Source organism: Bradyrhizobium sp. Mp19, assembly GCF_029952935.1.
GTDB lineage: Bacteria > Pseudomonadota > Alphaproteobacteria > Rhizobiales > Xanthobacteraceae > Bradyrhizobium > Bradyrhizobium elkanii.
This window is the reverse complement of sequence record NZ_JASAUT010000055.1, coordinates 26954-52288: the sequence shown is the minus strand read 5'-3', so window position 1 is coordinate 52288 and position 25335 is coordinate 26954. Positions and strand designations below refer to the sequence as shown.

The 25335-nt window shown below is 62.0% G+C and carries 24 protein-coding genes; 19 read left to right on the top strand and 5 right to left on the bottom strand.

The features are described 5' to 3' along the window. Positions 1-152 precede the first annotated feature (152 nt). Positions 153-1343 carry a hypothetical protein gene (locus QJT82_RS36695; protein ID WP_028343925.1) on the top strand — a complete coding sequence of 397 codons (1191 nt, stop codon included), beginning with the start codon at positions 153-155 and terminating at the stop codon, positions 1341-1343. Positions 1344-1662: 319 nt separating this feature from the next. Here QJT82_RS36695 and QJT82_RS36690 read toward each other — a convergent pair whose 3' ends face one another. Both QJT82_RS36690 and QJT82_RS36685 read right to left on the bottom strand, forming a co-directional pair. Next, positions 1663-2859, bottom strand: coding sequence for a lipid-transfer protein (locus QJT82_RS36690; RefSeq protein ID WP_028343926.1), 1197 nt, complete (start codon positions 2857-2859; stop codon positions 1663-1665). A gap of 11 nt (positions 2860-2870) precedes the next feature. Further along, on the bottom strand, positions 2871-4430 hold the full coding sequence (locus QJT82_RS36685; RefSeq protein WP_028343927.1) for an AMP-binding protein: 1560 nt from the start codon (positions 4428-4430) through the stop codon (positions 2871-2873). Positions 4431-4568: 138 nt separating this feature from the next. Between QJT82_RS36685 and QJT82_RS36680 the strand changes: the two genes are divergently transcribed. The 9 genes from QJT82_RS36680 to QJT82_RS36640 all read left to right on the top strand — a co-directional run bounded on the left by QJT82_RS36680 (position 4569) and on the right by QJT82_RS36640 (position 12595). Then, the gene (locus QJT82_RS36680) at positions 4569-5201 is read left to right on the top strand and encodes a TetR/AcrR family transcriptional regulator (protein ID WP_028343928.1); all 633 of its coding nucleotides are present in this window, start codon (positions 4569-4571) and stop codon (positions 5199-5201) included. Between the two features lie 276 nt (positions 5202-5477). Next, positions 5478-6008, top strand: a complete 531-nt coding sequence (locus QJT82_RS36675) for a cupin domain-containing protein (RefSeq protein ID WP_155258735.1) — start codon at positions 5478-5480, stop codon at positions 6006-6008. Between the two features lie 122 nt (positions 6009-6130). Continuing rightward, positions 6131-6994 carry a fumarylacetoacetate hydrolase family protein gene (locus QJT82_RS36670; RefSeq protein ID WP_196238230.1) on the top strand — a complete coding sequence of 288 codons (864 nt, stop codon included), beginning with the start codon at positions 6131-6133 and terminating at the stop codon, positions 6992-6994. A 425-nt stretch (positions 6995-7419) separates the two neighbouring features. After that, positions 7420-9072 carry a carbohydrate porin gene (locus QJT82_RS36665; RefSeq protein WP_080686934.1) on the top strand — a complete coding sequence of 551 codons (1653 nt, stop codon included), beginning with the start codon at positions 7420-7422 and terminating at the stop codon, positions 9070-9072. Positions 9073-9299: 227 nt separating this feature from the next. Then, positions 9300-10022 carry an autoinducer binding domain-containing protein gene (locus QJT82_RS36660; protein ID WP_051448107.1) on the top strand — a complete coding sequence of 241 codons (723 nt, stop codon included), beginning with the start codon at positions 9300-9302 and terminating at the stop codon, positions 10020-10022. Between the two features lie 210 nt (positions 10023-10232). Continuing rightward, the gene (locus QJT82_RS36655) at positions 10233-10871 is read left to right on the top strand and encodes an acyl-homoserine-lactone synthase (protein WP_264641905.1); all 639 of its coding nucleotides are present in this window, start codon (positions 10233-10235) and stop codon (positions 10869-10871) included. A gap of 158 nt (positions 10872-11029) precedes the next feature. After that, positions 11030-11482, top strand: coding sequence for an isochorismatase family protein (locus QJT82_RS36650; protein ID WP_155258736.1), 453 nt, complete (start codon positions 11030-11032; stop codon positions 11480-11482). Positions 11483-11808: 326 nt separating this feature from the next. Next, positions 11809-11955, top strand: coding sequence for a hypothetical protein (locus QJT82_RS36645; protein ID WP_155258737.1), 147 nt, complete (start codon positions 11809-11811; stop codon positions 11953-11955). A 16-nt stretch (positions 11956-11971) separates the two neighbouring features. Beyond that, positions 11972-12595: a thermonuclease family protein gene (locus tag QJT82_RS36640; RefSeq protein WP_245288880.1), complete on the top strand. Its 624-nt coding sequence runs from the start codon at positions 11972-11974 to the stop codon at positions 12593-12595. A 249-nt stretch (positions 12596-12844) separates the two neighbouring features. On the opposite strand, the gene QJT82_RS36635 is transcribed toward QJT82_RS36640, so the two are convergent. Then, positions 12845-12985: a hypothetical protein gene (locus tag QJT82_RS36635; protein WP_196238231.1), complete on the bottom strand. Its 141-nt coding sequence runs from the start codon at positions 12983-12985 to the stop codon at positions 12845-12847. 281 nt (positions 12986-13266) lie between these two features. Here QJT82_RS36635 and QJT82_RS36630 point away from each other — a divergent pair, with 281 nt between their 5' ends. The 6 genes from QJT82_RS36630 (at position 13267) to rlxS (ending at position 19918) form a co-directional block, all read left to right on the top strand. Then, positions 13267-14076: a DUF2285 domain-containing protein gene (locus tag QJT82_RS36630; RefSeq protein WP_028343936.1), complete on the top strand. Its 810-nt coding sequence runs from the start codon at positions 13267-13269 to the stop codon at positions 14074-14076. A gap of 157 nt (positions 14077-14233) precedes the next feature. Beyond that, positions 14234-14452 carry a helix-turn-helix domain-containing protein gene (locus QJT82_RS36625; RefSeq protein WP_035633119.1) on the top strand — a complete coding sequence of 73 codons (219 nt, stop codon included), beginning with the start codon at positions 14234-14236 and terminating at the stop codon, positions 14450-14452. Beyond that, a complete protein-coding gene (locus tag QJT82_RS36620; protein WP_051448108.1) occupies positions 14442-14981 on the top strand; it encodes a S26 family signal peptidase in 540 nt (179 codons plus the stop codon). Before QJT82_RS36625 ends, QJT82_RS36620 begins: the two co-directional genes overlap by 11 nt. A 345-nt stretch (positions 14982-15326) precedes the next feature. Further along, a complete protein-coding gene (locus QJT82_RS36615; RefSeq protein WP_155258738.1) occupies positions 15327-15737 on the top strand; it encodes a hypothetical protein in 411 nt (136 codons plus the stop codon). 1317 nt (positions 15738-17054) lie between these two features. Then, entirely contained in the window at positions 17055-17366 is a 312-nt protein-coding gene (locus tag QJT82_RS36610; RefSeq protein ID WP_028343939.1) for a DUF736 domain-containing protein, read from the top strand. A 380-nt stretch (positions 17367-17746) separates the two neighbouring features. Beyond that, the gene (gene rlxS, locus QJT82_RS36605; RefSeq protein WP_338132200.1) at positions 17747-19918 is read left to right on the top strand and encodes a relaxase/mobilization nuclease RlxS; all 2172 of its coding nucleotides are present in this window, start codon (positions 17747-17749) and stop codon (positions 19916-19918) included. A 26-nt stretch (positions 19919-19944) separates the two neighbouring features. On the opposite strand, the gene QJT82_RS36600 is transcribed toward rlxS, so the two are convergent. Both QJT82_RS36600 and QJT82_RS36595 read right to left on the bottom strand, forming a co-directional pair. Further along, a complete protein-coding gene (locus QJT82_RS36600; protein WP_028343941.1) occupies positions 19945-20535 on the bottom strand; it encodes an RES family NAD+ phosphorylase in 591 nt (196 codons plus the stop codon). Next, positions 20532-21197 (bottom strand): hypothetical protein, encoded by a 666-nt coding sequence (locus QJT82_RS36595; protein ID WP_028343942.1) that lies wholly within the window; start codon positions 21195-21197, stop codon positions 20532-20534. The genes QJT82_RS36600 and QJT82_RS36595 overlap by 4 nt, the downstream gene beginning before the upstream one ends. Before the next feature lie 555 nt (positions 21198-21752). Between QJT82_RS36595 and QJT82_RS36590 the strand changes: the two genes are divergently transcribed. From QJT82_RS36590 to trbB, 3 genes are read left to right on the top strand one after another with little or no spacing between them, the layout of a single operon-like run. Beyond that, on the top strand, positions 21753-23780 hold the full coding sequence (locus tag QJT82_RS36590; RefSeq protein WP_028343943.1) for a conjugal transfer protein TraG: 2028 nt from the start codon (positions 21753-21755) through the stop codon (positions 23778-23780). 12 nt (positions 23781-23792) lie between these two features. Continuing rightward, the gene (locus tag QJT82_RS36585) at positions 23793-24350 is read left to right on the top strand and encodes a hypothetical protein (protein WP_051448109.1); all 558 of its coding nucleotides are present in this window, start codon (positions 23793-23795) and stop codon (positions 24348-24350) included. Then, positions 24343-25326: a P-type conjugative transfer ATPase TrbB gene (gene trbB, locus QJT82_RS36580; RefSeq protein WP_028343944.1), complete on the top strand. Its 984-nt coding sequence runs from the start codon at positions 24343-24345 to the stop codon at positions 25324-25326. The genes QJT82_RS36585 and trbB overlap by 8 nt, the downstream gene beginning before the upstream one ends. The last annotated feature ends 9 nt before the right edge of the window (positions 25327-25335 follow it).

The following is a 25335-nucleotide window of genomic DNA, read 5'->3' as shown; positions in this document are numbered from 1 at the left end:
CAGGGTTGCAGCAGCAGCTGCTGCAACCCTGCAAGGAAGCGTGACCGATCTCTTGCCAAATCCGCGGCTAGAGACCCCGGTCTCGCCGACGGGCAGGGTTGCAGCGCAGTGCTGCGCTTCAACCTCAGTCCCTCAGGAGAATGACCGTGAACATGCTGAACCTTTCCCAGAGCGAAGAGTCTACGTCAGGCGGCTTCCGCGTGGACGTATCGCGCGGCCAGCGGATTGGCCGCGTATCGTCCGAGTGGTTTGCGCGTCCGGATGACGAGCGGTTTCTAAATTTGCCGAACCTCTATGAGGTCGTGCGGAGCCGCGCCGAACGCGCGCAGGCGCGGACGGTGGAGACCCGGGCCATCCGGGTAGAGGCGAGGCGGGATAATTTGGAGCGGCTGGCCCTGACCGTGCCAGGAGGCGACGGGGCGGTGACGCCGACGCATTGGAGCTTTGGTCAGTTGTGCACGCTCGTTGGTGCGCCGACATCCTATCTGCGGCAGCTTCCTGCGGCGCTGGCAGCGATCAACCTGCAACACGGCTTGCTCTCGCACCGCGCCGAGCTCGTGAAAACCTTGGAGAGCAACAGCGGATGCGTCGAGCTTCGTGCTGTGACCGGGCCGGACTATGGCCGGATCTGGGACCACGAACTTGTCGCCGCGGTGATGACGATCGCGGGTAACGGCACAGGCGATACGCGGTGGAAGGTGCCGGGCGTGCTGGATTGGGCGACCATGACCCATAATCCCTTTGTAGACGTGACCAGGGACACGACGACGCTCTACGCCAGCGACCGCGACGTGTTCCTATTCCTGGTCGACGACACCAACCCGATCGAGGCGGGGCGTTTAGCGGACGGATCGCCGGATTTGTACTTCCGGGGATTCTATTGCTGGAACAGTGAAGTCGGCAGCAAGACGCTCGGGATTGCAAGCTTCTATCTCCGCGCCGTCTGCATGAACCGCAATCTATGGGGCGTGGAGAATTTCGAGGAAATCACGATCCGGCATTCGAAATTCGCCGCGCAACGCTTTGCGCGTGAAGCGGCACCCGCGCTGACGAACTTTGCCAATTCGTCGCCCGCGCCCTTCGTCGCAGGGATCAGGGCGGCCCGGGAGCGGATTGTTGCTCGCACTGACGAGGACCGGGCGAGCTTTCTGCGCAGAGGCGGGTTTTCCAGATCCGAAATCTCGAAAATCATCGAGACCGCCCTCGGCGAAGAAAATCGCAAGCCGGAAAGTATCTTTGATTTTGTGCAGGGCATCACCGCGCTTGCCCGCGGCAAGGCGCATCAGGATGCTCGGCTTGAACTGGAGGGCAAGGCAAGGCGCCTGATGGAACGCGCAATTTGACGACATGAGCTGCGCAACCAGTTGCCGGTTGCGTGGCCTTGTCGGCCTGGTGCATCGTCGCCGATTTCGGCAAGCCGGATCGACGACGATGACGTGTCCTCCGCGCCCGACGCTCGCCCGGCCTTCGGCCCGGCTCGCCGCCAACAGTGCCGCACTATCGGGCCCAGATTATCCATCGACCATGGCTCATGTTTGGCGCTTGAGAAGATCGGCTGCCCAGAGGCCATCAGACGGCGTTGTCTCGCGGAGTATTTCACCACGGAGACGTTCGGCGGATGGAAGTTGCACCGTGGTCGCTGATGATGAGTCAGCTGTGCGATCACACCTTCGAAGATTTCTGCAGGATATGCACGAAACCCGCGCTGCCCAGGCCAGCGTTTTGTTGGAGCCCGGTGCGAGCTCCTTCAACCTGGCGCCGACCAGCGATGCCGCGAAGCTGCCATGTGAGTTCCGCGATCTGGGCCAGTCCTGTAGCCCCGAGCGGATGGCCCTTGGACAGCAGGCCGCCGGACGGATTTACGACAATGTCTCCTCCATAGCTGCCCCGGCCTTCGATGATGAATCGTTCGATCTCGCCTTCGGAGCAAAAGCCAAGCGCTGAATACATCAGCGCCTCGTTGCTGGTGAAGCAGTCGTGCAGCTCGACGACGTCGATGTCCTTCGGCCCGACCCCGGCATTCTCATAGGCCTTATCTGCAGCGTCCCGACCGAGCGCACGGAACATAAGATCCAATGGATCGCCCGAAAAATGTTCAGTGCGATCGCTTATCCACCCAGATCCGATAACGCGCACATTTCTCTGCAAGCCGTGCCGCGCTGCGAACCTTGGCCCGCATAGGACCGCGGCCGCCGCGCCACAGCTTGGCGGACAAGCGAACAGCTTGCGCAGGCCTCGAAAGAGCAAAGGGCTCGCCAAGACGTCGTCTTCCTGTAACGGTGTCCGAAACAAGGCGTATGGATTGGCTGCGGCGTGACAGCGTGCCTTAACCGCAATCTTGGCCAGGGCTCGATCGTCGACGCCGCAACGCTGCTGCAGCAATTCGACCTGACAACCAAAGAGCTGGATCGCCGGCGGTTTTGCACGATCATCGACGGTCAGGTCCATCATTTCCGCCACACGGGCCAGGTGCGGGCCAACCGGATTGGGTCGATCAGCGAATACCACGTCCAGTGCGCCGGGAGCCATTTGCTCAAACCCCAGTGCCAGGATGCATGCGTCCGGCTGATTGCGGATCGTCTCGACCGCAAGCGCAAATGCGGTCGAGCCACTGGCGCAGTTATTGTTCACGTTGATGATCGGTATTCCAGTTGCGCCCAGGTGACCGAGCGCAGCTTGGCCGGCGCAGCTGTCACCATACACGTAACCCGCATAGGCCCGTTCAATGTCGGCATATGCGATACCGGCGTCGTCCAGAGCGGCGCGCGCGGCTCCGGCACCCATAAGATCGTAACTTTGATTTTGACCGGGCTTGGCGAAGGGGATCATGCCAACCCCAGCGATCAGGACTTCAGCCATGCTGCTCCACCTCAATTCACTGCGCGTGTCCGCCCGTGCCAATAGGTTGCCCTCAGCTCGGTCTTGAGCACCTTCCCGGCCGCGCTGCGCGGCAGGTTCTCGACAAAATCCACGCTCTTGGGTGCCTTCACGCCGCCGAGGGTTCGCTTGACCAGGGCGATCAGCTCCGCTTCCGTTGCTTTGGCAGCAGGCTTGAGCTGAACCACAGCCTTCACGGCCTCGCCCCACTTATCGTCCGGTACTCCGATGACCGAACAGTCTTGCACGGCCGGATGAGCGGTCAGGACCTGCTCAATCTCGTTGGGAAAGATGTTGAAGCCCCCCGAAATGATCATGTCCTTCTTGCGGTCGACGATCGTGACATAGCCATGCTCGTCCATCACCCCGACATCACCGGTGTGATGCCAGCCAAACCGGCGGATAACTGCAGTCGACTCAGCGTCGTTGTAATAGCCGGGCGTAACCAGGGGCCCGCGCACGCAGATTTCACCGGCTCTCCCGCGCGGCAACTCTGCTCCAGCGTCGTCGAGAATGGCGACCCTGTTCCATACGCCGGGTCGTCCGACACTGTGCAGGCGGTCGATGTCGATTTCACCTCCGGCGCCCAGATAGTCCCATGGCGCCTTGAGGCAGATCGCAGCCGGACATTCGGCCTGACCGAACGTTTCCGACAACACCGGCCCGAATGCTCCTATGGCCTCCTTCAGTTTTTCAAGCGAGGAGGGCGCCGCCGCCACCAGCAGATGCCGCAGCGATCCATAGTCGTGCCGGCCAAGGTCGGGGTGAGCCAGCACCATGTAGAGCACCGTCGGCGGAAGGAAGAGATGGGTGATGCGGTGTTCTTGAATCGCCTCGAGAATGGCGCCGGCATCAGCCTTTGCCATGATGACGTTGCATCCACCCCGGCTAAAATGGAGGCAGCCGAGAATGCCGGCCGAATGCGTCATCGGAGCCACGACAAGATGCCGCGCGCCCTCGTAGTAACCGAAGTGGCTCATGAAATTACTGAACATTGCCGCGATATTGCCGTGAGTGATCATCACCCCCTTCGGCTGACCGGTTGTTCCGCCTGTTGGGAAGATCGCAAACATGTCATCCGGCGCGTATTCGCCGGTGAGATCGCTCGCCTGCTCCTGACTCGTCCAGGCATCGAGCGAAGGACCCAGTAGGCTTTCGGCGTCGAGGCAGACAGTGGCGCGCAGTTCGGGGACTTCCGGAAGGATGTGTTGTGCGTCCCTCTCATGGATCTGGCTGAAGAACAACAGCTCACCATCGAAGCGTCGTAGAAGGTCAGCGTTAACCGCTGGCGGATTGCGGGGATTGAGCGGAAGCCAAGTTGCTTCGGCGCGCATCAGCCCGATCAGGGTCACGAATGCAATGCTGCTATTGGGCGCCAAGATGCCGATCTTGGCGCCCTTACCAAATCCATGTTCCCGAATTGCTGCCGCGATCCGGCGCGTCAGACGATCAGCCTCTCGATATGTCAACATCTCGCCGCTTGCGAGATCGTGGAAAGCGACCTCGTCGGGATGATAGGCGACGCCCTGATCGAAGTGATCGATGATTCGCATAAGAGCTCACTGCTTAAGGTCGACAAGATTGGTACCATATTGTGCTTACTGGTACCATCGGGGACTTGTCAACATGGCTCTGGGTTTTCCGCCGGGTGGCGCGCTATATCGGAAGACCTGCAACGAGGAGAGATATGGATGGGCCAAGGCACGCGCCGGAGCGAGGACCGCCAGCATGGGCGTCATAGGGAGATCCTGGATGGGCTCGAAGAGATATTCCTAACTGAGGGGTTTCAGACACCGACCGTTGCTGATCTTTGCGCGCGATTGCACTGCTCGAAGCGTTCGCTATACGAGATCGCGCCCACCAAGCCTGAGTTGTTTCTACTGATTCTGCGACGGGTGCTCGATCGTATCCGGCGACTCGGCATGCGCGGCGCGCTTGAGAAGGAAGATCCGCAGGCGCGTATCCTCGCTTATTTGCAGCCGGGCATCACCGAAAGCTCCCGAGCGACCCAACGCTTCAATGAGGATTTGAGAGCTTTTGAATCTGCGCGGCTGATGCTTGAGGAACACCAGAAGGAGCGGGTAGCGGTATTGCGCGATATAATTGAAGACGGCATCAAGAAGGGGCACTTCCGAACGTTGCATGCGCACTTGGCTGCCGAAATCTACTTGGCCGCGGCGAGACTAACCAACCAGCCCGAGGTACTTGCCGCTGCTGGACTCACCATGAGCGAAGCCTTTGCGGAGCTCCCGGACTTGCTCTTCCACGGGCTGTTCAAGCGCAACGACGACGCGCCTCGGCGCGCGGCGCCCAAAAGCCGTTAAGGTACCTTCAGCTTTCCGAATGCGGATATGGACGGCGGCGAGCTCGACTCGAGGGCCGCTGGCGGCCGATTTTTGCACGCCCTTGACCGATTTGCTGCGCTAGCCGCTTGACAGCGGGTTGGTACCGAATTATCGATTTTGGTACCAAGAATGCGTTGGGCAAGTGCGAGTCAACGTGACGATGGGGAGGCGGCGATCGCGGAACGGACGCGACCTCGTGTTGGTCATCCGCGCGCCGGAGCTCTCCTTACGCCTTGCCGGAAGAGAGGAGACACCATGAGGCGCTTTGTTGTTGGAAATGATGGGGGCGGAAGGTCAGATGTTCTGGCCGTTGATGATATTTCAGATCTGCCGCACCTCGGCTTTAACGTGTTCGGTCGTGATCTATGGATCACCCACGAGACTCCAGCAGATCTGTCCTGTTCGCGAGACCCCACGGTCGGCGCGACGATCCAGCACGAGCCCCCGGACGGAGGCACAGTTTTTCGCGTTGTTCGTTTCAGGCCCAATCCGGAGCCCCACTCGGCTGCGGAAGTCGAGGCAATGCATCGATCGATCCAAAGTGTGCATGTGCCGTCTCGCGAAGAGATCGAAAGGGCGAAGCACAGCTCCATGCACAAGACCGACACCCTCAACTATTTCATGATCGCCTCCGGACAGGTCTGGATGTTGACCGAGGGACGGGACGTTCTTCTTCAGGCCGGCGATGTGGTCGTGCAAAACGGTGGGATGCATGGCTGGCGCAATGATGGTCCCGACGATTGCGTATTGGTCGGTGTACTCGTCGATGGAAAGGTCTCGGCATGAGGCTAGTCACCTTCAGCGTCCAGAGCAGGCGTTCAGTTGGGGCACTCCTGGCCAATGACAGGATTGTCGATCTTACCGCGTCAACTGCGGCGGATTCTCGGGCCTCGGGCTGGTTCAGATCGATGCAAGACATGATTGAGGGGGGCGCGGAGGCACTTAGCCTCGCGCGACAAATCATCAGCCACCCTTCTGCCGCGGCCATTGTGCCGATGGTCGAGGCGAAGCTGCTCGCGCCATTGCCGCGCCCCGTTCGCATGCGCGACTGCAACATGTTTACGGAGCATGTGGAACGTTTCTTTGAGCGCAAGGACCAACTCGAAGCCGAGGCCGCAGCCGGCTCGGATCAGGCGGCAGCTCAACTCGCCGTTGCCAAACGGCTACGCTTTGATCTGCTCCTTGAGCGGCTGACCTACTATACGGTCGACCCTTTGTCCGTATCGGGCCCGGATGAGGATATTCAATGGCCCACTTATTCGATGGCTGCGGACTTTGAGCTGGAGTGGGCCGTCGTCATCGGGACGCGGGGCAAGGATATTCCGCTGAATGCGGCGAGAGACCACGTCTTCGGGTACACGATCTTCAACGATTGGAGCGCCAGAGACGAACAACTGATCCACATGGAAATGGGGATCGGGCCGGGCGGCGGTAAAGATTTTGATGGAGCGGTAACTCTTGGGCCGTGCATCGCGACCTCAGACGAGTTTCGCGACATGTCCGACGTACGCATGATTGCGAGAGTTAACGGCGAGGAATGGACCAACCGGTCCTCCCGGCATATGCGGTTTACCTTCGAGCAAGCAATCGTCGAGATGAGCCGCTCCCGCACCATTTTCCCTGGCGATATCTTCGCGTCCGGTACGGTTCTCGGAGGTAGCGGTGTCGATCACGGCCGCTCACTGAAGGACGGCGACGCAGTCGAGCTTGAGGTCGAGGGCATCGGTGTATTGCGAAATCGCGTGCGCATAGCGACGCGCGGCTCGGGCTGATCGGAGGCGATGAACTTCGAATGGGATGGACGCTCGAACTCCTCCAACCTTGGAGAGACGATATGGATTGATCAAATGGGTCCTGTTCCGAATTGCCATTCCAAAACTGTGATCTGACCTGCATCGCATCTTAGTCCGGAGCGTCGGTCGAACTCCGCAAGTTCGTTGCGATGTGAAGCACCGGGGCACATGATCAGCAGCACGTCTTGATCGTTGGCGAACGCGCCTATCTCTTGGGCTGCAACGCTCCAACCCGCCACCAACGCGAAGAGCCACCTCTCCGACGGTAGTTCCGTCGGCGAGGAGAGCTGCGCCGTTTTGTGAGATCTCAGCGCGAGCCAGCCTGGGTTCTCACGATAGGTGCGGCAACAATTTTGAGGTGTCTGCAAGAAGCAACGAAAAACACTTATCAGAGGGAGGATGGAATGAATCAACGTCTAGCAGTTTCCGGTGATCAAACTATAGCGCCGCCAAACCGGGATCAACTGCATCTGCGCCGGTATCGAGCACTTTGTCTGGGCTCGTTGAGTCTCGTTGCTCTTGCTGTGAGTGACGCGCCTGCTCGGGCAGATCTTGTCGAGCACAAGGCGAAGCCTGGCGAGATCATCACTAAGGGACAGAACGCACGCGCGGTTCCAGTCGGGAAAATGTCTGCCGATAATCGAAAGCGCGCATTGCGGCAAAAAGTTGCGTCGTCCGCGGACGGCAATGATCGGAAGATGGTTGAAGCGACTGCGCGCGGTCGTAAGGATCTTACCGAACTCAATAGGCGCTATGGAGTCAAGGGCTGGAATATTCCGTTCCCTTCCTACGGCGATTCGCTTCTGCGTGATGAAGGCGGCTGGCGCTCCGCATTGGCCTCAGCGGGCTTTGGTTTCCAAGCTTATAACATCGCGGTCTTTGAAGCCAATATGCTGGATACACCGCGGCAGGTGCCGAGCAATTATCCGCCTTGCACGTCACGCTATTCTCAAGCAACCGGCGCGATCTGCGCGGGCAACCAGACCTATTTCGGTCAACGTCCCAGCTATATCAATGAAACGATCGCTTGGCTTACCTACGATATGAGCCGCTGGGGTGTTCCCGACGGACAATTGATGGTGGCGGGGCTGTACAGCGCGGGCAACGATGTGGGGTACCTGCCAAATTCTCTCCAGCTCTATCAGCTCGCCTGGTATCAAACGTTCCTCGACAAAAAGCTGGAAATCAAGTTCGGCTATGTGACCAACACGACGGAGTTTATCGGCACCTTCGTTGGTTCGAATCTTGCCAGTACGTTCGGGCCCAGTGGCTCGATCCCCATCCAGCTGGGTATGTCGATTAGTCCGACCCCGAGTTTCAGGACAACCTGGCACGTCACGGATAAGATTTATAATCAAGCTGCTGTGCAACGCAGCCTGCCGATAAATAGCGTCACCGGGAACGTCATCTTTGATGAAGCGCTGACGAACCCGGCAGGCATCAACTGGAATGGACCAAAGGGCACCAGGGAGCTCTTCATCGATGAGCTCGGCTACAAACAGCCGGCAAGCCCGGGCAATCCCCAGACATGGCTGCGGCTCGACCTTCTCTACAACACTTCAACCTTCCGCGATTTTTCGCACCTACCGGCAAATCCGGGCGCAACGCGCGACGGCAACTTCGGCGTGACCTTTCTGGCCGATCGACAATTGTGGCAGCAGGACCACTCGTCACCATTAGCCGCCGCTCGCGGCCTGTATGCCGGCATATCGGTCATGTACGCACCGCCCGAAGCGACCGGTATTTCCCAATACTATGAGGGGCGGGCGTACTGGATTGGCCCATTTGACAACCGTCCGACCGACATGTTTTCCCTCGTCGCCGCTCGCAACGTTGTGAGCCACTATCTATCGGACGCAACCAACCGGTTCTCGGGGCTTACCGGAGTGTTTGCCGCCCGAACCTCCAATTCAGTCACGGCGACCTATACCGCGCATCTCATGCCCGGTCTCTGGGGTACGATTGGGGTAGGCTACACCGATCACCCAAGTCTCGCGTATTTCAAGACTGAGGGACCCTCATTCAACGTTCTCGCTTCTCTCCTCGTAAACATGTAGTGGCGCGTCATTTGATGCCATTGATTGGATCGCCAGATCTCGGGATCCAATCAATGGAAAACGTCGGCACCGTATGGCCAGGCCGGGCTGCGGAAACCATTGACGCAGCCCTGACGTGGAGTTGAGTGGGGCGATCGCCTGGCGGCCGGCGCTGCGCGATGGCGAAGGCCGCTTGCCGATGGCGTGTCTCGTGTTTCAGCTGGGGACCTGACCGGGCCGATGGCTCAATGATGACAGCGGTCGATCGTTTATTTCAGGAGTTCGTCGATGCTATCTGGACGGTAGACGACGAGCAGGGGTTCGAAAAGGTCGCAAGACGCCTGACCCAGCGGCTTGGATTTCGATGGTTCGCCTATCTGCAAATTACCAACGACGCGCCAACGCTCGTCTCCTCCTATCCGAAGGCATGGACCGGGCGATACTTCGAACTTGGCTATCAGAGACTTGATCCCGTTGTGCGTCGAGCTCGTTCGGAAAATGAAGTTTTCTGCTGGGGTGACGGTGCACCCAAACCTGTCGGGACAAAGCAACAGCGTAGTTTCTTCGAAGAGGCCATCACGTTTGGCATCAGGTCTGGCGTCACAGTCCCGATTAGGGGCGGCTACGGACGGATGGCGGCGTTCACGTTGGCCACTGACGAGCCTGCCGCCTCAACGAGCCGGCTTGTCGCCGGTTCCAAGACCGCTGTTCACCTTGTTGGGCTTTATTTTCATGCCCACGCAGCCGCGCGTCTGAGAATGCCGACGCAAGGCACCACCACTCTTACCCAGCGCGAGCGTCAATGTCTTGCCTGGGTCGCCCGGGGCAAGACTGTCGCGGATATCGCCGTCCTCGTTCAGATCTCACCGCGTACGGTGGTGTTCCATCTCGAGAACGCTCGGCGCAAGCTGGACGCCGCAACGATCGCCCAATGCGTCGGCGAAGCGCTGCGCCGGGGGCTATTGCCCTGATTCACTGCGCGCGGTCGGGATCACGACCCACACTAAATCGGGTCTCTTCCTCACTTGAGGAAGGGCATCTTCGATTGCTGAAATTGGCTCATTCTTGATAAGAGTGGATCTAGCTTCGCCTGTATCGGCTTCACACCTGCAAGATTCGACAGGCGCGCGATCCGTTCGCCTCTGGCTTTGTGACGTCCTGTTCTCAACCAGGAGGTCCTCATGCAAGTCGTTGCTCTCCGCCATCATCAGTTCGGGCATCATCTCGATCTGCTTGCCGCAATGTTTCGCCTGCGCCGGCGCGTGTTCAAGGACCGCCTCGATTGGACAGTGTCGGTATCGGGCGAGTTCGAAATCGACGTCTATGACGCGCTCAACCCGACCTATCTGTTGATTACGACAGAGACCCGGGACGTCGTGGCATCCGTTCGGCTGCTACCAACCACGGGGCCCACCATGTTGACCGACACGTTTTCATCCCTGCTCGCAGGCCAGCCGGCACCACGAAGCGAGCAGATCCTCGAAAGCTCCCGGTTTTGCGTCGATACCGCCCGCGCTCCCGAGGCGACGGAGGGCGGGCTCAATCGCACGACGTTCTTGCTGTTTGCGGCTATGATCGAGGGCATGCGGGCCGCCCGAGCGGATACGATCGCAACTGTTACCGACGTACGCATGGAGCGCATTCTCAGGCGCGCCGGATGGCCGCTGGAGCGGATCGCACCAGCGCAGCGGATCGGCCAAACCATGGCTCTGGCGGGCTTCCTGCGGAATTCCGATGCTACGCTAGCCGCGATGTACCGACATGCAGCTGTCGAAGGCCCTGTGCTTCGGGACGAGCCGCTGCCTCTCGCTGCCGCCTGACTCCGACACCTTTCCGCTCTCTATCGGTCATTCGGTCCATTTCTCAAGTCAAAACGATGCTGGCAGATCCGCGGCAAAGTCGTCTGGTCCTGATCAATCCCGGGCGTAACATGCCCGGGACCCTATCGGTTGAACGCGCTGATGCTCGGCAGGAGAGCATGGCGCTCCTGCCGGCGGTGTTCGAGGTTTTTGGGGTCACGGCTAACGTGCTCGGTGAGCACGAACCGCCATGGGCCAGCCAGTTTCGCGGTCTTGCTGCGCTACCCGAGGCGGATCCTCTGGAGCTCTGGCGCAGCGACAGTTTCATGGCGAGCCTGACATCCGCAGATACGAGCCTGGTCTTGGTTGCCGGAGCGTGGCTGGAGGAGGAAGTCCTGATCGCCGCGCTCGAGGGCACGAGGCTTGGTTACGATGTGCGAGTGCTTGCGGATCTCTCCCTCTTTCGCCGCGAACAGGAGCACCTGCATGCTCTCGATCGCTTGGCGCTGCACGGAATTCCGGCAACGACGATTCGCCAGACCATGCTTGAATGGGCGGCGTGCCTTGGTTGTCCGAGCGCAATACAGAAGGTGCGGCAGCTTCTCGCCAGTCCGGAATGCGGACCGTCTTGAGCGCGTCCACTTACAGATGGCGCAATTGACGCGCGGGTCGATCGAACGGTGGCGCCCGAGGTCCATCGCGGTCATTGCGGCGAGCAGCTGCGCGGACTAGATGGCATCCCGCGAAGACCCCACGGGCCCAGCTCGGAGAGCGTTAAGCGTTTGCTCAGATGCAACCGGGCCTGCCGGTTCGGCCGCCGTGGGCTCGGTCGCTTGTCGGGAGCTCCGAGTCGTGAATCAAACCATAACGCTGCAGGAAATAAGCTTGCAGCGCAGGCTCTGCGACTCAGGCTATGAGTCCGGCTCGATCCACGGAAGGAACTGGACGGAGCCGGCCCATGCCAAATGCATTCAGCATCTTTGTTGACGGCGGTGCCATGGTGAAGCGGTGCGTTGCGCAGTGTGTGGTCGGAGGGGCGACATTGACCGCGACGCTGGTGATGCTGGTGCGGGTCGTTTCCTCGCTGACGGTCGGGACGCCTTAGGGGGCGGACCGGACATATGGATCGGCTATCCCAAAGGATCACGTCAGGGCAGGGCATGCCGCCGGAATTCGTCGCGGTGCGGTTGGACCGGATTTCGGGATGGCGACGGCTTGCGGGCCGCGCATTCGCATTGCTTGTGATCGCCGGGGCACCGGCCGACCAGGCGCGCGCCGGCGACGTCGCCGGCCAGGCAAGCGTGATCGATGGCGACACCATCGAAATCCATGGCACGCGCGTGCGTCTCTATGGGATCGACGCGCCGGAGCACGACCAGCTCTGCAGCGACCGGCACGGCGGCCGCTATCGCTGCGGGCAGGTGGCCGCAAACGCACTGGATGCCTTCATCGGCCGGCAGGCCGTGGCCTGCGTCGAGGTCGACCGCGACCGGTACGGGCGCTCGGTCGCGGTCTGTAGCGCCGGCAAGGTCGACCTTGCGGAGTGGCTGGTGCGCGGCGGGCTTGCGGTCGACTGGCCGCGCTACAGCAAGGGTGACTACGCTGCGGCCGAAGCCTGGGCGCGCGGCAAGCAAAGCGGCATGTGGAGCGGACGATTTGTCGAGCCCTGGCGCTACCGCCAATGTATCGGCGCCGGGGGCCAGCCAAATGATTGCTCCGCCGAAGGGACGGGCGGACAGCGATAAGGCGAGGCGTCCAGGAGCTGATCGGCGGGACCGCCGCGAACGGCAGTCGCTGCAAAAGGACCGCCAGAGCAAAGAAACCGGACCCATGTGCATCAATCCATTGGCTGCTCGAGCCGTGTGCACATGGGGCCGGCCTGATCGTCGCCGCAGCCTCGCAAGAGCATCTTGCGATGCATCCGGTCGCCTCATCGCCATGATCGGCGCGACCGGCGATGCCGCGGCGGCCTGGGCGCGTGGAAAACCGCGCGCTTACTTCTTCATCTTCTTGGTCTTCTTGGCGACCTTCTTGGTCGCCTTCGCCGTCTTCTTCGCCTTCTTCGCTTTCTTGGCCATGTCGTCCTCTTGGTTTGGTTGGCTCGACGAATATGCGAACGCCGTGAATCTGCGCACGCACCATCAAGCTAATCTGAAACTAGCAAGATTGATACCACGTTGGGTTAACGCGTAGCCTGGCGTTGCGGACCGAGCAGCGATGCCCGCGTGCTGCTCTTGCTCCGCAGATGTTTTCATATTCCCTTGCCGGCGAGATGGCGCGCCGATTTGCCGACGAGCCGCAGGCCCGTCGAGCACGCCCCGCGTTCCGCATGCCAAGGCCCGGGAGCCGTGCTCTTGCCCCAATCGGCCGGAACGATCATAAGCGCAGCCTCAAGGCGTGGTGGGCTCTCTTGAATATGTCGCATCACAGGCGAGCTCGGCGCGACGCCGGCGAAGCGGCTTCCGGTCAGGCCTGCTTCGACGCCGCCGACTGGGCGTGGGAGTTCCTGCGGCGTAACGCCGACTATGCCGCGGACTGGCGGCGCTCGGTCCCGCGTCGTCTTCCGTGCCTCGCGCTGACCGACGGCACGCAATTGCTGCGGCTGCCGCGCCGGTTCCCGCAGGCCGAAAAATGGGGGCTGCTGGCCTTCTCGGACCCTGCGGTCGCCGCGCGCGATGCGCCGGTGCTGTGGCATGCGCGCGCGTTGAAACGCGTGGCGCGGCTCAAGGCGTTGCCGGCGCGCGAGGGCGACGAGGAACCGCCGAACGTGCTCGCCGACTTCAAGGTCGAGCGCCATGCGGTCATCGACGCCGACGGCCGGCCGCTCGTGCTGTTGAAGGGCAGGGGTGTCCACGTCGCGGTTGAGCTCCATGATCTCACGGTTCTTACCCGCAGGTTCCGGCCGGTGTTCGAGCTCGAAAGACTGTCGGAGCTTGCGGCCCAGACCGAACTCTTGAAGCGCTTGCAACGCTTCATGGTCAAAGAGACGGCGCCGCCCGAAACATCATCCTTTGGCGCCGACGAGCGGCTGCGCCAGGCGCTGCTTGCGCTGGACGAAAGCCTGAACGGCAAGACCTATCGGCAGATCGCGACCACGATCTTCGGTGCGAAAATGGTTGCCGATGAATGGCAGGGGCCGAGCCAGTTTCTCAAAGACCGGACACGGCGCCTGGTCGCCAAGGGCACCGAGCTGATGAGGGGCGGATACCGCGATCTGCTCGGCTGAGCGGGCGGCCTGCCTCACGCTGGACGAGACCTGCCCGCACGGGGTGGCAAACCGCGCTCGCTGATCTTCGCCACTCGGATTCCCGCGCGATCTGACGACGCTTCTTCTCGCATCCTGCGCGTTGCGCGGGCTCTCGCGAGAAGGAGTGCCGGACAACATGACGAAAATGGAAGACAAGCAGCCTGACAAGCCGTTCCTGAATACGGCGGAGGCGGCCGCCTGGCTCAGGCTCACCAAGAACACGCTGGAGAAAATGCGCGTGCAGGGGCGCGGACCGGCTTACCGAAAGCACGGCCGCTACGTCCGCTATCACATCGAGGACCTCGTCGAATTCTCGCAGGCCAGCAAGCGGAGGTCGACCTCAGATGCGGATTGATCCACGCCGTCGTTTCAGAAGGGCCGCGATCCTCGTAGTCATGTGCGGCGGCATCGTCACGCTGTGCATGGCCTTTGCCGACCGCGCGCCGCTTCTGATCTACAACGCCTCGGGCAGCGCGCCGCTCGGCTTCTACGCGCTCGAGCAGCGCTTGCCGGTGAGGGGCGAGCTTGCGGTGCTGAGGCCGCCGCCTTCGATCGAGCTTCTGATCGTGGCGCACGAGATCGCGCCTCAGGCGGTGCCGCTGCTCAAGCAGGTGGTTGCGCTCCGGGGCGATGAGGTCTGCCGCACAAAGGACCCGACGGACGCGATTTCGATGGGTGGCAAGGTCATTGCCGAAGTGCAGGAGAAGGACCATGCAGGCCGGCCGTTGCCGTCCTGGGAGGGCTGCATGCGGCTCGTCGACGGGGAGTATTTTCTGCTGCAGCCGCATCCTCTCTCGTTCGATTCCAGGTATTTCGGGCCGGTCCTGCGCTGCGATATTCTCGGCGTCGCTCGTCCGCTCTGGACGTGGAAGCCGGACGTTTGAGTGGCGGGTAACGGTGCGCGTTCCGACGGAGCGCGCGCCCTGCCTCCGTTTCTTTGGCCTGGCACGATCGGCGGCGTCCAGCCAGGCTCTTCCAAAGAGATCTCGCGCCGATCGTCTTGTTGAACGCTTCGCCATGGTGGATCGGATGGACCGCAAAATGCGGTTATCCAATCTCTGATCGTTTGTCGAAATCGAAGCCATCGAACTCGCCGGCTGAGCTTGACATCGAGCGGCGAGGTTAAATCCGGCACCTAGCTACTCGAATTAGCCAGTCTTGTTCAGAGTAATCGGAGGTTAACCTCTCTGGTCGAGACTTTGCACTCAGCCTGACCGGAGACGTGGAAGTTGTCCTTCCAGCTGACCGTCCTGAAAGTGCTGGCCGGCCAGCCCGCCGGGCGAGCCTCCGTTGCCGAAGTTCGGCACGCGGTCGAAATACTGATGAACAGCGGTAAAGACTGGACTGATCGCATGAAGCGATTGGCCGAACATGCGCCTGACCTGAATATCTTCTCGGCCAAATTTGTGGTTCGCGATGCGGAGGGTTGGGAGATCACGGAAGAGGGACGGCAATTCCTCGCCGCGCTTCAAACGGCGGTCGCTGTTCGAAGGTCGCCGCTTCGCCCAGTCGACGATCCGCCAACGAGCGAGCCCGCCGTAAGGAATGCGCTGAAATTGTCTGATCCTCCGCGCGGGCACCGGCGCAACGGGCCGCGGCGCCGTCGCGGGAAAGGTCGATCCAGTCGGCGTACAGCGTGAAGCATTACTCGCACAGCATCGATCTTATTTGCATTGGTTATTGATGGACATGGACATGAATGCTCTTCCGGACAGGCGAAAGTCCGTGCGTAATCCATCGCTAGACAATGCGTTGATCAGGTTTGGTGACCTGTCATTATGCTGTGTCGTGCGCGATATCACAGAGAGTGGCGCAGCGCTCAGGGCAGAAGATCCGCCATCCTCACTTCCCGAACAATTCACGCTTATCGTTCCGCCCAGCAGGACCTACTCGTGCAATGTCGTTTGGCGTAAAGGCGATTGGGTCGGCGTCGCGTTCGTTGTGTGACGACTACTTCCCAAATGCACGTGAACTGCGTGGAAAATCCAGGGCAATATGATCTACGTCACATTTGATCCTGCCTAATTGGCACTATCCTGCTGACTTCAGCGGGACGCCATGGACGACGACTTTTGCAAAGAGAGAGCGCGGACTGTGCGGGCGCTCGCCGAACAGGCTGATCCTGTCATCAGGAAGCGTCTGTTGCAGCTGGCCGATCACTACGAGCGGCGCCTCGTGATTCAGCCAGATGGCGCCGATCGCGCTCCAAGGCGAGACGCAGGACAGCGAACCACGTTCGCAGGCTGCGGAGCAGAACCGCAGGGACCACGTGACCGGCTCGGGTAGGCTCCAAGAACCGCGCGCCCGATGGAGCGCGGCCGATTTCATGGATACAAAGCGGCGACTCCCAACGTAAGCCCATCCTCCGATCAGGGGCGCGATCCGTCCGATCAACGCCGACTGCTGCAGCCCAGGGAGGCTGTGTCACGCCTCCAGTTGCATAGCCACGCGGCGAGGCCGGACGCTTCGATCGTCTCATGATGCCGCGCTTCGAGAGCGCGATCTGACGGATATTCTGGCGGTGCTGCCGGTTCATTCCCGCGAGAATGTGGCTGGGTTCCCCTTGCGTTGGTTCGGCTGCGTCCTCCCGGCGATTGATGCGCAGACATCGGCTTGTCTTCGGCCGATCCGGCCGTCTTCTGGTGCTGCGCGGGTGGCGGTTGCCATGGTCATCTCCGTCAGTTCCGTCATGAGCTCGCGTCCAACGCAGTCTCGATTGGGCTGATCAAGCCCGGGGGACGGCAAGGGCCTCGATCGCCTTCCCGCAACGGCTGCGCCTGCTTTTTTCCCCTGCCGCCAAGCCGCGGCATTCCTCGCGAAGGACAAAAAAGCAGGCTTATCGCCGTCCTCCGCTGGCGCTGCGGGCCTTTAAGGCTGCGGGCCGATCGCTCCCCGGGCAAGGGATCGCTATCGAGGCTGCGATGAGCGCGGCCCGAGCAAAACAGACGGAGATTATCATGGCGACCATCGGTACTTTCACCGCTTCGGACAACGGCTACACCGGCTCGATCAAGACGCTGACGCTCAACATCAAGGCAAAGCTCGTCGTATCCGAGAAGGACAACGACAAGGCTCCCGACTACCGGATCTTCGCAGGCGCAACCGAGTTCGGCGCCGCCTGGAAGAAGACCGCCCGCGAAAGCGGGCGCGAATATCTCTTGGTCAAGCTCGACGATCCGAGCTTCCCGGCCCCGATCTACGCCTCGCTGGTGAAGGTCGAAGGCGACGAGGGCTTCACCCTCATCTGGTCGCGCCGCAACGGCGACTGACCCAGACGGATCATCAGCCCCGCCTCCTCGGAGGCGGGGCTTTTTTGCGTTTCTTGCGCCGCCTTGGGAAGGGCAGAGCAGTATTTTCACGTTCAGAAGAGGGCTTTGCCGCCGGCCAAATACGATCAGCCGGACGGATTTCGTGCGCGGCGTTCTGCGCTGATTTCCCGGAATTCCATGTCGCTTCAGGCTCCGATTTTCGATCCCGGTGCGCGCTGTCTCGCCAGTTCGAACACCGGCCGCGCCCTGCGCGCGATTGCTCTCAGAGCCCGAATTGCTGGTCAGCCGATTGCTGAAGTCAAATCCCTCGTGTCACTTGCACCTTCGGACCCGTGGCGACTTGAGCAAAGTGAGAGACAGCAGGGCTGAGGACGGAGCAGGTGTGGCGCGAGGCAAGATTAAAGCACTGGCGTTCGACGAGCTCCAAGTCCTTGTCTGCACATCAAGGAGTTGGCGATACGACGCAACTGGATGTCGCCAATCGGGCTTCAAGGCGATGCCAGTGCTCGTCGTTTGCGTCTGCGACTTGGCGAGGGATCTTTGGCTTCACATATCCGCGGTCTTCTCAAGGGGGAGCCCGTGTCATGCATGGCATTGATGACGACGAACTCGAACCGAAGCTCGGCCGCATCGGCAACCGCAAGGCCAGAAGGCCGGCCGGATATCTTCGACGTGTTCGGCAGGCCGCGGAACGCGCCGGTCGCGCGGCTCATCACGCGTCGAACTTCTCGGGCGGCCGGATCGGCCGCGGATACGCGCAAGGTGCGGTGCTCGCCGACCGAGGCCGGAACAAGGGGCAGCGCCGGGTCGTGGTCAAGGCACGGATCGTGCGCATCAAGGCCGGCGACACAGGCGCCGTCCGCGCGCATCTGCGCTATGTGCAACGCGACGGCGTGACGCGAGCAGGTGAACCTGGCGAACTCTATGATGCAGCCAACGATCGCGCCGACGGCAAGGCGTTCACTGAACGAAGCGCCGGCGACCGCCACCAGTTTCGCTTCATCGTGGCACCGGAGGACAGCGCTGAACTCCCTGACCTGAAACCCTTTATCCGTGACCTGATGCGGCAGATGGAGAGTGACCTCGGCACCAGGCTCGACTGGGTCGCGGCGGATCATTTCAACACGGGGCATCCGCATAGCCATGTCGTGCTCCGCGGCAAAGATGACGCGGGGCATGACCTCGTGATTGCACGGGACTATATCGCCCACGGCCTTCGGACGCGGGCCTCCGACCTCGTCACCCGCGAGCTCGGCCCTGAGACCGAGATCGAGACCGCGCGCAAGCTTCAGCAGGAGGTCACGGCCGAGCGGTTCACGCGGATTGACCGGGCTATCCTGCGCGACGCCCGTGATGGTGTCCTTGAGCTTGCACAGGCCGCGCGGGATCCGGTTTGGCACACGATGCGCATGGGCCGGCTGCGGACGCTCGAGCGGATGGGATTGGCGGAGGAAGACAATCCCGGCCGCTGGCGCCTTGACGGGGAGCTCGAATTGAAGCTCCGGCGGATGGGCGAGCGCGGCGACATCATCAAGACCATGCATCGCGAACTGCGTGCGGCGGGCATCTCGCGGGCGGCAGCCAGCTATGCGATCTTCGATCCGCGGAGCGCGGGCCGGCGCCTGATCGGGCGGGTCGTTGGCGAAGGGTTTGCGGACGAGCTGACGGAACGCCGCTATGTGGTGATCGATGGGGTCGACGGGCTGACGCACTATGCCGAGGTCGGTGCTCTCGGCGCCAACGAAGAGCTGCCCGCGCGGAACACGATTCTGGAGCTTAGGCCGCGTTCGGCGGAGCTGCGCCCGGTGGATCGAACGATCGCCGAAGTGGCCGCGGCCAATGACGGCTCTTACAGCGAGCGCCTGCACCGGGAGCTGGATCCGCAAGCATCGGCCGAATATATCGGAACCCATGTCCGGCGACTGGAGGCGATGCGTCGGCAAGGGACGGTCAGCCGCCTTGCCGATGGCGGCTGGAAGGTCGGCCAGGACTATCTCGATCGGGCTTTTCGGTATGAGGAACTCGAGCGCTCGCGCAATCCGTTGCGCGTTGCGGTGTTGTCTTGGCAAAGGCTCGAAGAGCTGCCGCATGCAGTCGGTGCGACCTGGCTCGACCGGAAGCTCCTCGCAAGGGAATCCGATGGGCTCGCGCCAACCGGTTTCGGCGCGGAGGTCGAGACGGCATTGCGGGCGAGACGGCAGTGGCTGATCGAACAGGGGCTGGCGCGAGAAGAAGGAGGGTGGGCGCGCTATGCGCGGAACATGCTGCATATCCTTGAAGAGCGCGAGCTGGCGAAAACGGCGGCGGACATTTCCGCTCGCACGGGGCTCGAATATCGCAACGTCAGGGCCGGCGACAGCCTCAGCGGCGTCTACAAGCGGATGCTCACGCTCAGTAGCGGGCGGTACGCGCTGATCGAGCAGTCGCGCGAATTCGTCCTGGTGCCCTGGCGGCCGGTTCTGGAGCGCGCGCGTGGCCAACTCGTCAGCGGCAGCGTCGGCGGAGAGGGCATTTCCTGGTCGATCGGAATGAGGCGCGGCATCGGACGCTAGTCCAGAGCCTCCCGACTTCGACGGGGCTAGCCGGGTGCAAGCCCGACCCTGTACCGCTGCGCAAGGCGCCAGAACCAGTCCTGATCGAGGTCAGTCTGTCGATCGATTTCTCTGACCGAGCTGCGTGCGCGATCGAACAGCGCATAGCAGAGACCTTCGTCGTCGTGGCGGGCGTAATAGGCGATGCCGTCGGGATTGAGCGGATGGCTGAAAAGCGCCTTAGACCAGGCCTGCGGCACGTCGTAAGGCAGTCCGCCATGCACCACCTCGGCGGTCGCGCCGAGAATGGCGAGCGAGGGGCCGGCCAGTCTGGCCAGCGAAAGATCTGATGTGATCTCGAGGCGAGCATAGGCCTTGCGACTGAGCAGGCGGGGATCGAGCAGGGTCCGTCCCGGCACGCGGAGGAACGTCTCTGCGAAGGCGCCAAAAGGCTCCCGGGCCGCATAGAGGACGCCATAGCTCCCGTCGGGTGCGTTCAGCCGGCCGAGACGCGAGGTGTCGAAGAAGATCGGATCGTACCCGGCGGTGTAGAACCGGTGAACGACCGTACCCGCCCGCAGCCGGACCCGGCGGGGACGGCGGCGATCGAGATCGTCCGGCGGCAGCGGAGCGGTCACGCGCCTTGCTGAGCCATGCGCCGGGCGGCCTCGACCACAAGTTCAACCTTGCCCTCCCTCAGCAGGTCGATCGGCTTGCGGCCACCCAACCGGTCGTCAGGCTGGGCCAGGAAGTTCAGAACTGTCCAAGGGTTGTTGGTCGGCAGCGCCTCCTGGACGGACTTGAGACCTTCGACGACGGTGCCGTCGACGTTGAACTGAAGCGTCGGAAAGCTCCGGTGGTTGCTGGGACCCGGTACCGCAAGGAGGCTACCTTCCTGCACGCGCTTGTCGACGGCCTGCCGGGAGATTCCCCGCAGGAGCGTTCTGACCTGGTCCAGATCATACGCGCCGCCGGATCGCCGAAGATCCTCCTGCGCAATGCGGACGCCCTCAAGGACGGCGAGCGCGCGGGCATCGGGCGCGAATGCGTCCTTGTTGACGACAGCGGTTTTCTTCGCCGCCTCGGAGAAGAACCGGAATGCTTGCCCCGTCAGTTGCTTGTTCTGCTCACGCACCTTCTGCAGTGCGGTCACGCTTTTGGAAACGATGGCGACCTGCGCGTCGGCAGGGAGCGCGAGGCTCTTCAGGGCCGCGGGTTTCTGCTTAAGTACCATCATCACGCCGTCCTCGTGGACGGACAGATCCTCGGTACCGGAGCGCTTTGATTGTGCTTTGGACATGAGCTGAACTCCGCCTTCAATATCGGGATTGTATGCAACTTTGTCAACTTTAACAAACGACGTTGCCGGTATTATCGTAGTATAGTTAGCCCCGTTTTGGATCTCTGGGCATTCCCCCCGCAATCGTGCGGAGAATAGAACCGCCAGTCTCCGCACGGGCGTGTCGCGCGAGATCGATGGCCATTGGGCAGCCCGTCGCGCGGCGATAGTGCTTTCGTCCCCGTGCGCCCTTTTTCAAGCTGGCGGTCGATGCGACGATCGACGTTGAAGGCACAAGCGGCCTTTGTTCGATTCGTTCATTCGCTGGGGTGTGCGCATGCGCGATCACCAATCCTGGGCAAGGCCGAACCAGAGATCCAGTTTGATCATGCCGTTCACCTTCAATTGAGGAGCTTCCTCACCCACGCCGAGACTGCCGCAGCAACGATCTTGCTTCGATGGGTTTGATCGAGTCGGATCTCGTTGCTGGCGGCGATTTTTATTCAGGTTGAATGCGAGCCGTCATCCCGCTTTTCATCTCGCCGCGCTCGTTGCGAGCGTCAAGTGGGGCGGATAATGTTTCCGGCAAAAATCTACGTCGGTCAGATCACGGTCGTCTTCGGCATCGTCATCGCGTCGACATGGGGAGCGACGCAATGGACGGCGGCGGCGCTTGGATTTCAGGCGCGGCTTGGCGCGCCGTGGTTCGCCATTAGCGGCTATCCGGTCTATCTGCCTTGGCGATTGTTCGAATGGTGGTTCGCCTATGAGGCCTATGCGCCCGAGATATTTGAGGAGGGCGGGGCAATCGCCGCGGCTGGCGGCATTGCGGGCGCGCTGTTTGCTATCATCAATTCGGTGTGGCGGGCGCGGCAAAACCAACTGGTCACGACCTACGGCTCCGCGCGCTGGGCCAATGTGAAGGAGATCCGCGCTGCCGGCCTGCTCGCGGGCAGGGGTGTGTTCCTCGGGCGATTTGAAAATTACTACCTGCGTCACGATGGACCCGAGCACGTCATGTGTTTTGCACCGACGCGGTCGGGCAAGGGCGTGGGGCTGGTGCTTCCGACACTGCTGTCGTGGACTTCATCGGCGGTCGTGCATGACATCAAGGGCGAGAACTGGGAGCTGACGTCCGGCTGGCGCTCGACCTTCTCGCACTGTCTGCTGTTCAATCCGACCGATCCAGCAAGCGCGCGCTACAATCCGCTGCTCGAGGTCCGCAAGGGCGCGGCCGAGGTCCGCGATGTCCAGAACATTGCCGACATCCTGGTTGACCCGGAAGGGGCGCTGGAGCGCCGAAGCCACTGGGAGAAGACCAGCCACTCGCTGCTCGTCGGCGTCATCCTCCACGTCCTCTATGCAGAGCAACAAAAGACGCTGACGCGGGTCACCGAGATCCTGGCTGACCCGGCGCAGTCCTTTGAGAAGACGCTGCGGATCATGCTCGCTACCAACCATCTCGGAACAGAGGCCGAGCCGAAGGTCCATCCCGTCGTCGCCGCGACCGCGCGGGAGCTGCTCAACAAGTCTGAAAATGAACGTTCCGGCGTGCTGTCCACCGCCGTGAGTTTCCTTAGCCTCTATCGCGATCCGGTTGTGAGCCGCAACACCGAGAGCTGTGACTGGCGTATCGCGGATCTCGTCGGTGCGGAGAGGCCGGTCACGCTTTACCTGGTCGTGCCGCCGTCAGACATCAGCCGCACCAAGCCGTTGATCCGGCTGATCCTCAATCAGATCGGCCGCCGATTGACCGAGTCCTTGAACGTCAGGGCGGGTGATGCAAAGCATCGCCAGCTGCTCCTGATGCTGGACGAATTTCCAGCGCTCGGCCGGCTTGATTTCTTTGAGAGCGCGCTCGCCTTCATGGCCGGCTACGGCATCCGGGCCTATCTGATCGCCCAATCGCTCAATCAAATCGCCAAGGCCTATGGCGAGAACAACGCGATCCTGGACAATTGCCACGTCCGTATCGCCTTTGCGGCCAATGACGAGCGAACCGCGAAGCGCATTTCGGATGCGCTCGGCACCGCAACGGAACTTCGGGCACAGCGGAATTATGCCGGTCACCGGCTCGCTCCCTGGCTAGGCCATGTCATGGTCAGCCGCCAGGAAACCGCCCGGCCGCTGCTTACTCCAGGCGAGGTGATGCAGCTGCCCCAAGATCAGGCCATCGTGCTTGTCTCGGGGCTTGCGCCGGTGCGGGCTCGCAAGCTCAGGCACTACGAGGACTCAAATTTTGTGACGCGCTTGCGTCCGTCACCGCCCCTCGGCGCCGGCGAATACCGCGATCGCCCGGCTGCACGTCCGAGCGATTGGGGGCGCCAGATCCGGGCGGTCGATCTCAGGTTGGCAACGCTTCCATACCGCGACCTCATGCAGGCGGGCGCGGAGGAGGGCGGGCTCAAACAGCAACTGCCGCTGTTTGAGGAAACGGTGCCCCAAGCCGAGGCGACGCGGTTTGCCGAGGAGCGGCTGCTCGACGACGACGCAGATGTGGCGGCGGATCGCAACCAGATGCAGCGCGCGGCGAACGCCTCCAGCGCCATCCGCAGCGCTCATGCCGTCACGCGCGATGACGACGATCTCCTTCCTGCATTCTGAGGAGCACTCTCAATGAAACCAAAGCTATCCGCCTATGTCTCCGACAGCGTGGCGCAACAGCTCGAACTCGCGGCCAGGCGGCCGGGCACCAACAAGTCGGCGATCGTCGACGCCGCCCTCGACCGCTTTCTCAATCCGGAGCGGGATGCAAGCGGAGACGCAGCCCTGATCCGCAGGCTCGACCGGATGAGCCGGCAGCTCGATCGGGCAGACCGTGATCTCTCGATCATGGTGGAAACCATCGCACTGTTCGTTCGCTACTACCTGACGATTACGCCTCCGCTGCCCACCGGAGACCAGGACGCCGCGCGTGCGCTCGGGCGTGAGCGGTTCGAGATGTTCGTCGCGCAGGTCGGCAAGCGTATCGCCTCGGGCGGCCGGCTGGTTGCCGACGTCATGGAACAGGTCTCGACATCAAATCCGGACCTCTTCATGCGGCATCTGGAGGAGGGCGCGCCGCTCGGCGCCGGTGAGGCCCAGACCACGACAACAGAATCCCGCTCGCACCACGCGGCGGGCCAGCAGCCGGAGCCGTCTCCGGCTGGGCGAGAGGAGGTCGGCAATGTCTGACCTTCTCTCGCCCGAAACCCGCGAGCGCCGCCGCGGCATGCTGCGGACCGCGATGGGGCCGGCGATCGCGCTGGCGCTGGAAGAGGCCGAGGTTGTCGAGGTGATCGTCAACCCGGACGGCAGGCTCTGGCTTGAGCGGCACCGGTCCGGACGTACTGATACCGGCGTCATTCTGACGCCGCAGGAGTCGGAGCGGATCATCCGACTGGTCGCAAGCCATGTCCGGGCCGAGGCCAGTGCATCCTTCCCGATCGTCTCGGCCGAACTTCCCGAGACCGGCGAGAGGTTCGAAGGCGTGCTGCCGCCGGTCTCGCTCGCGCCGTGCTTTGCCATCCGCAAGCCCGCAACGACGACGTTTCTTCTCTCCGACTATGTCAGGGCGCAGATTGCCTCGCCCCTGATGGCCAAGGTGCTGGCGGCGGCCGTTGTCGAAGGCCGCAGCATCCTGGTTGCGGGCGGCACCGGATCGGGCAAGACCACACTCGCCAATGCGCTCCTGGCCGAGATTGCGCGCCTCGATGAGCGTATCGTCATCATCGAGGATACCCGCGAGCTGCGCTGCGAGGCCAAGGACGTCGTGACACTGCGCACCAAGCCGGGCGTCGCGAGCCTTGCCGATCTCGTGCGCTCAACGCTTCGCCTTCGACCTGATCGCATCATCGTGGGCGAGGTGAGGGGCGCCGAGGCCCTCGACATGCTGAAGGCCTGGAATACGGGCCATCCCGGTGGGATCGCCACGGTTCACGCCAACTCGGCGCGCGCCGCGCTCTATAGAATTGAGCAATTGATCCAGGAGGCTGTCGCCACCGTGCCGCGCCGGCTCATCGCCGAGGCGATCGACCTCGTCGTCTTCATCAGGGGACGGGGTCCTGCGCGCCGGATCGAGGCGATCGCCGAGCTCAAGGGCCTCGATCCTTCCGGCGATTACCTCCTGGAGAACCCGCCAGGCCTTCCAAACGCTTCGCATCGTCCCTGATCTACACGG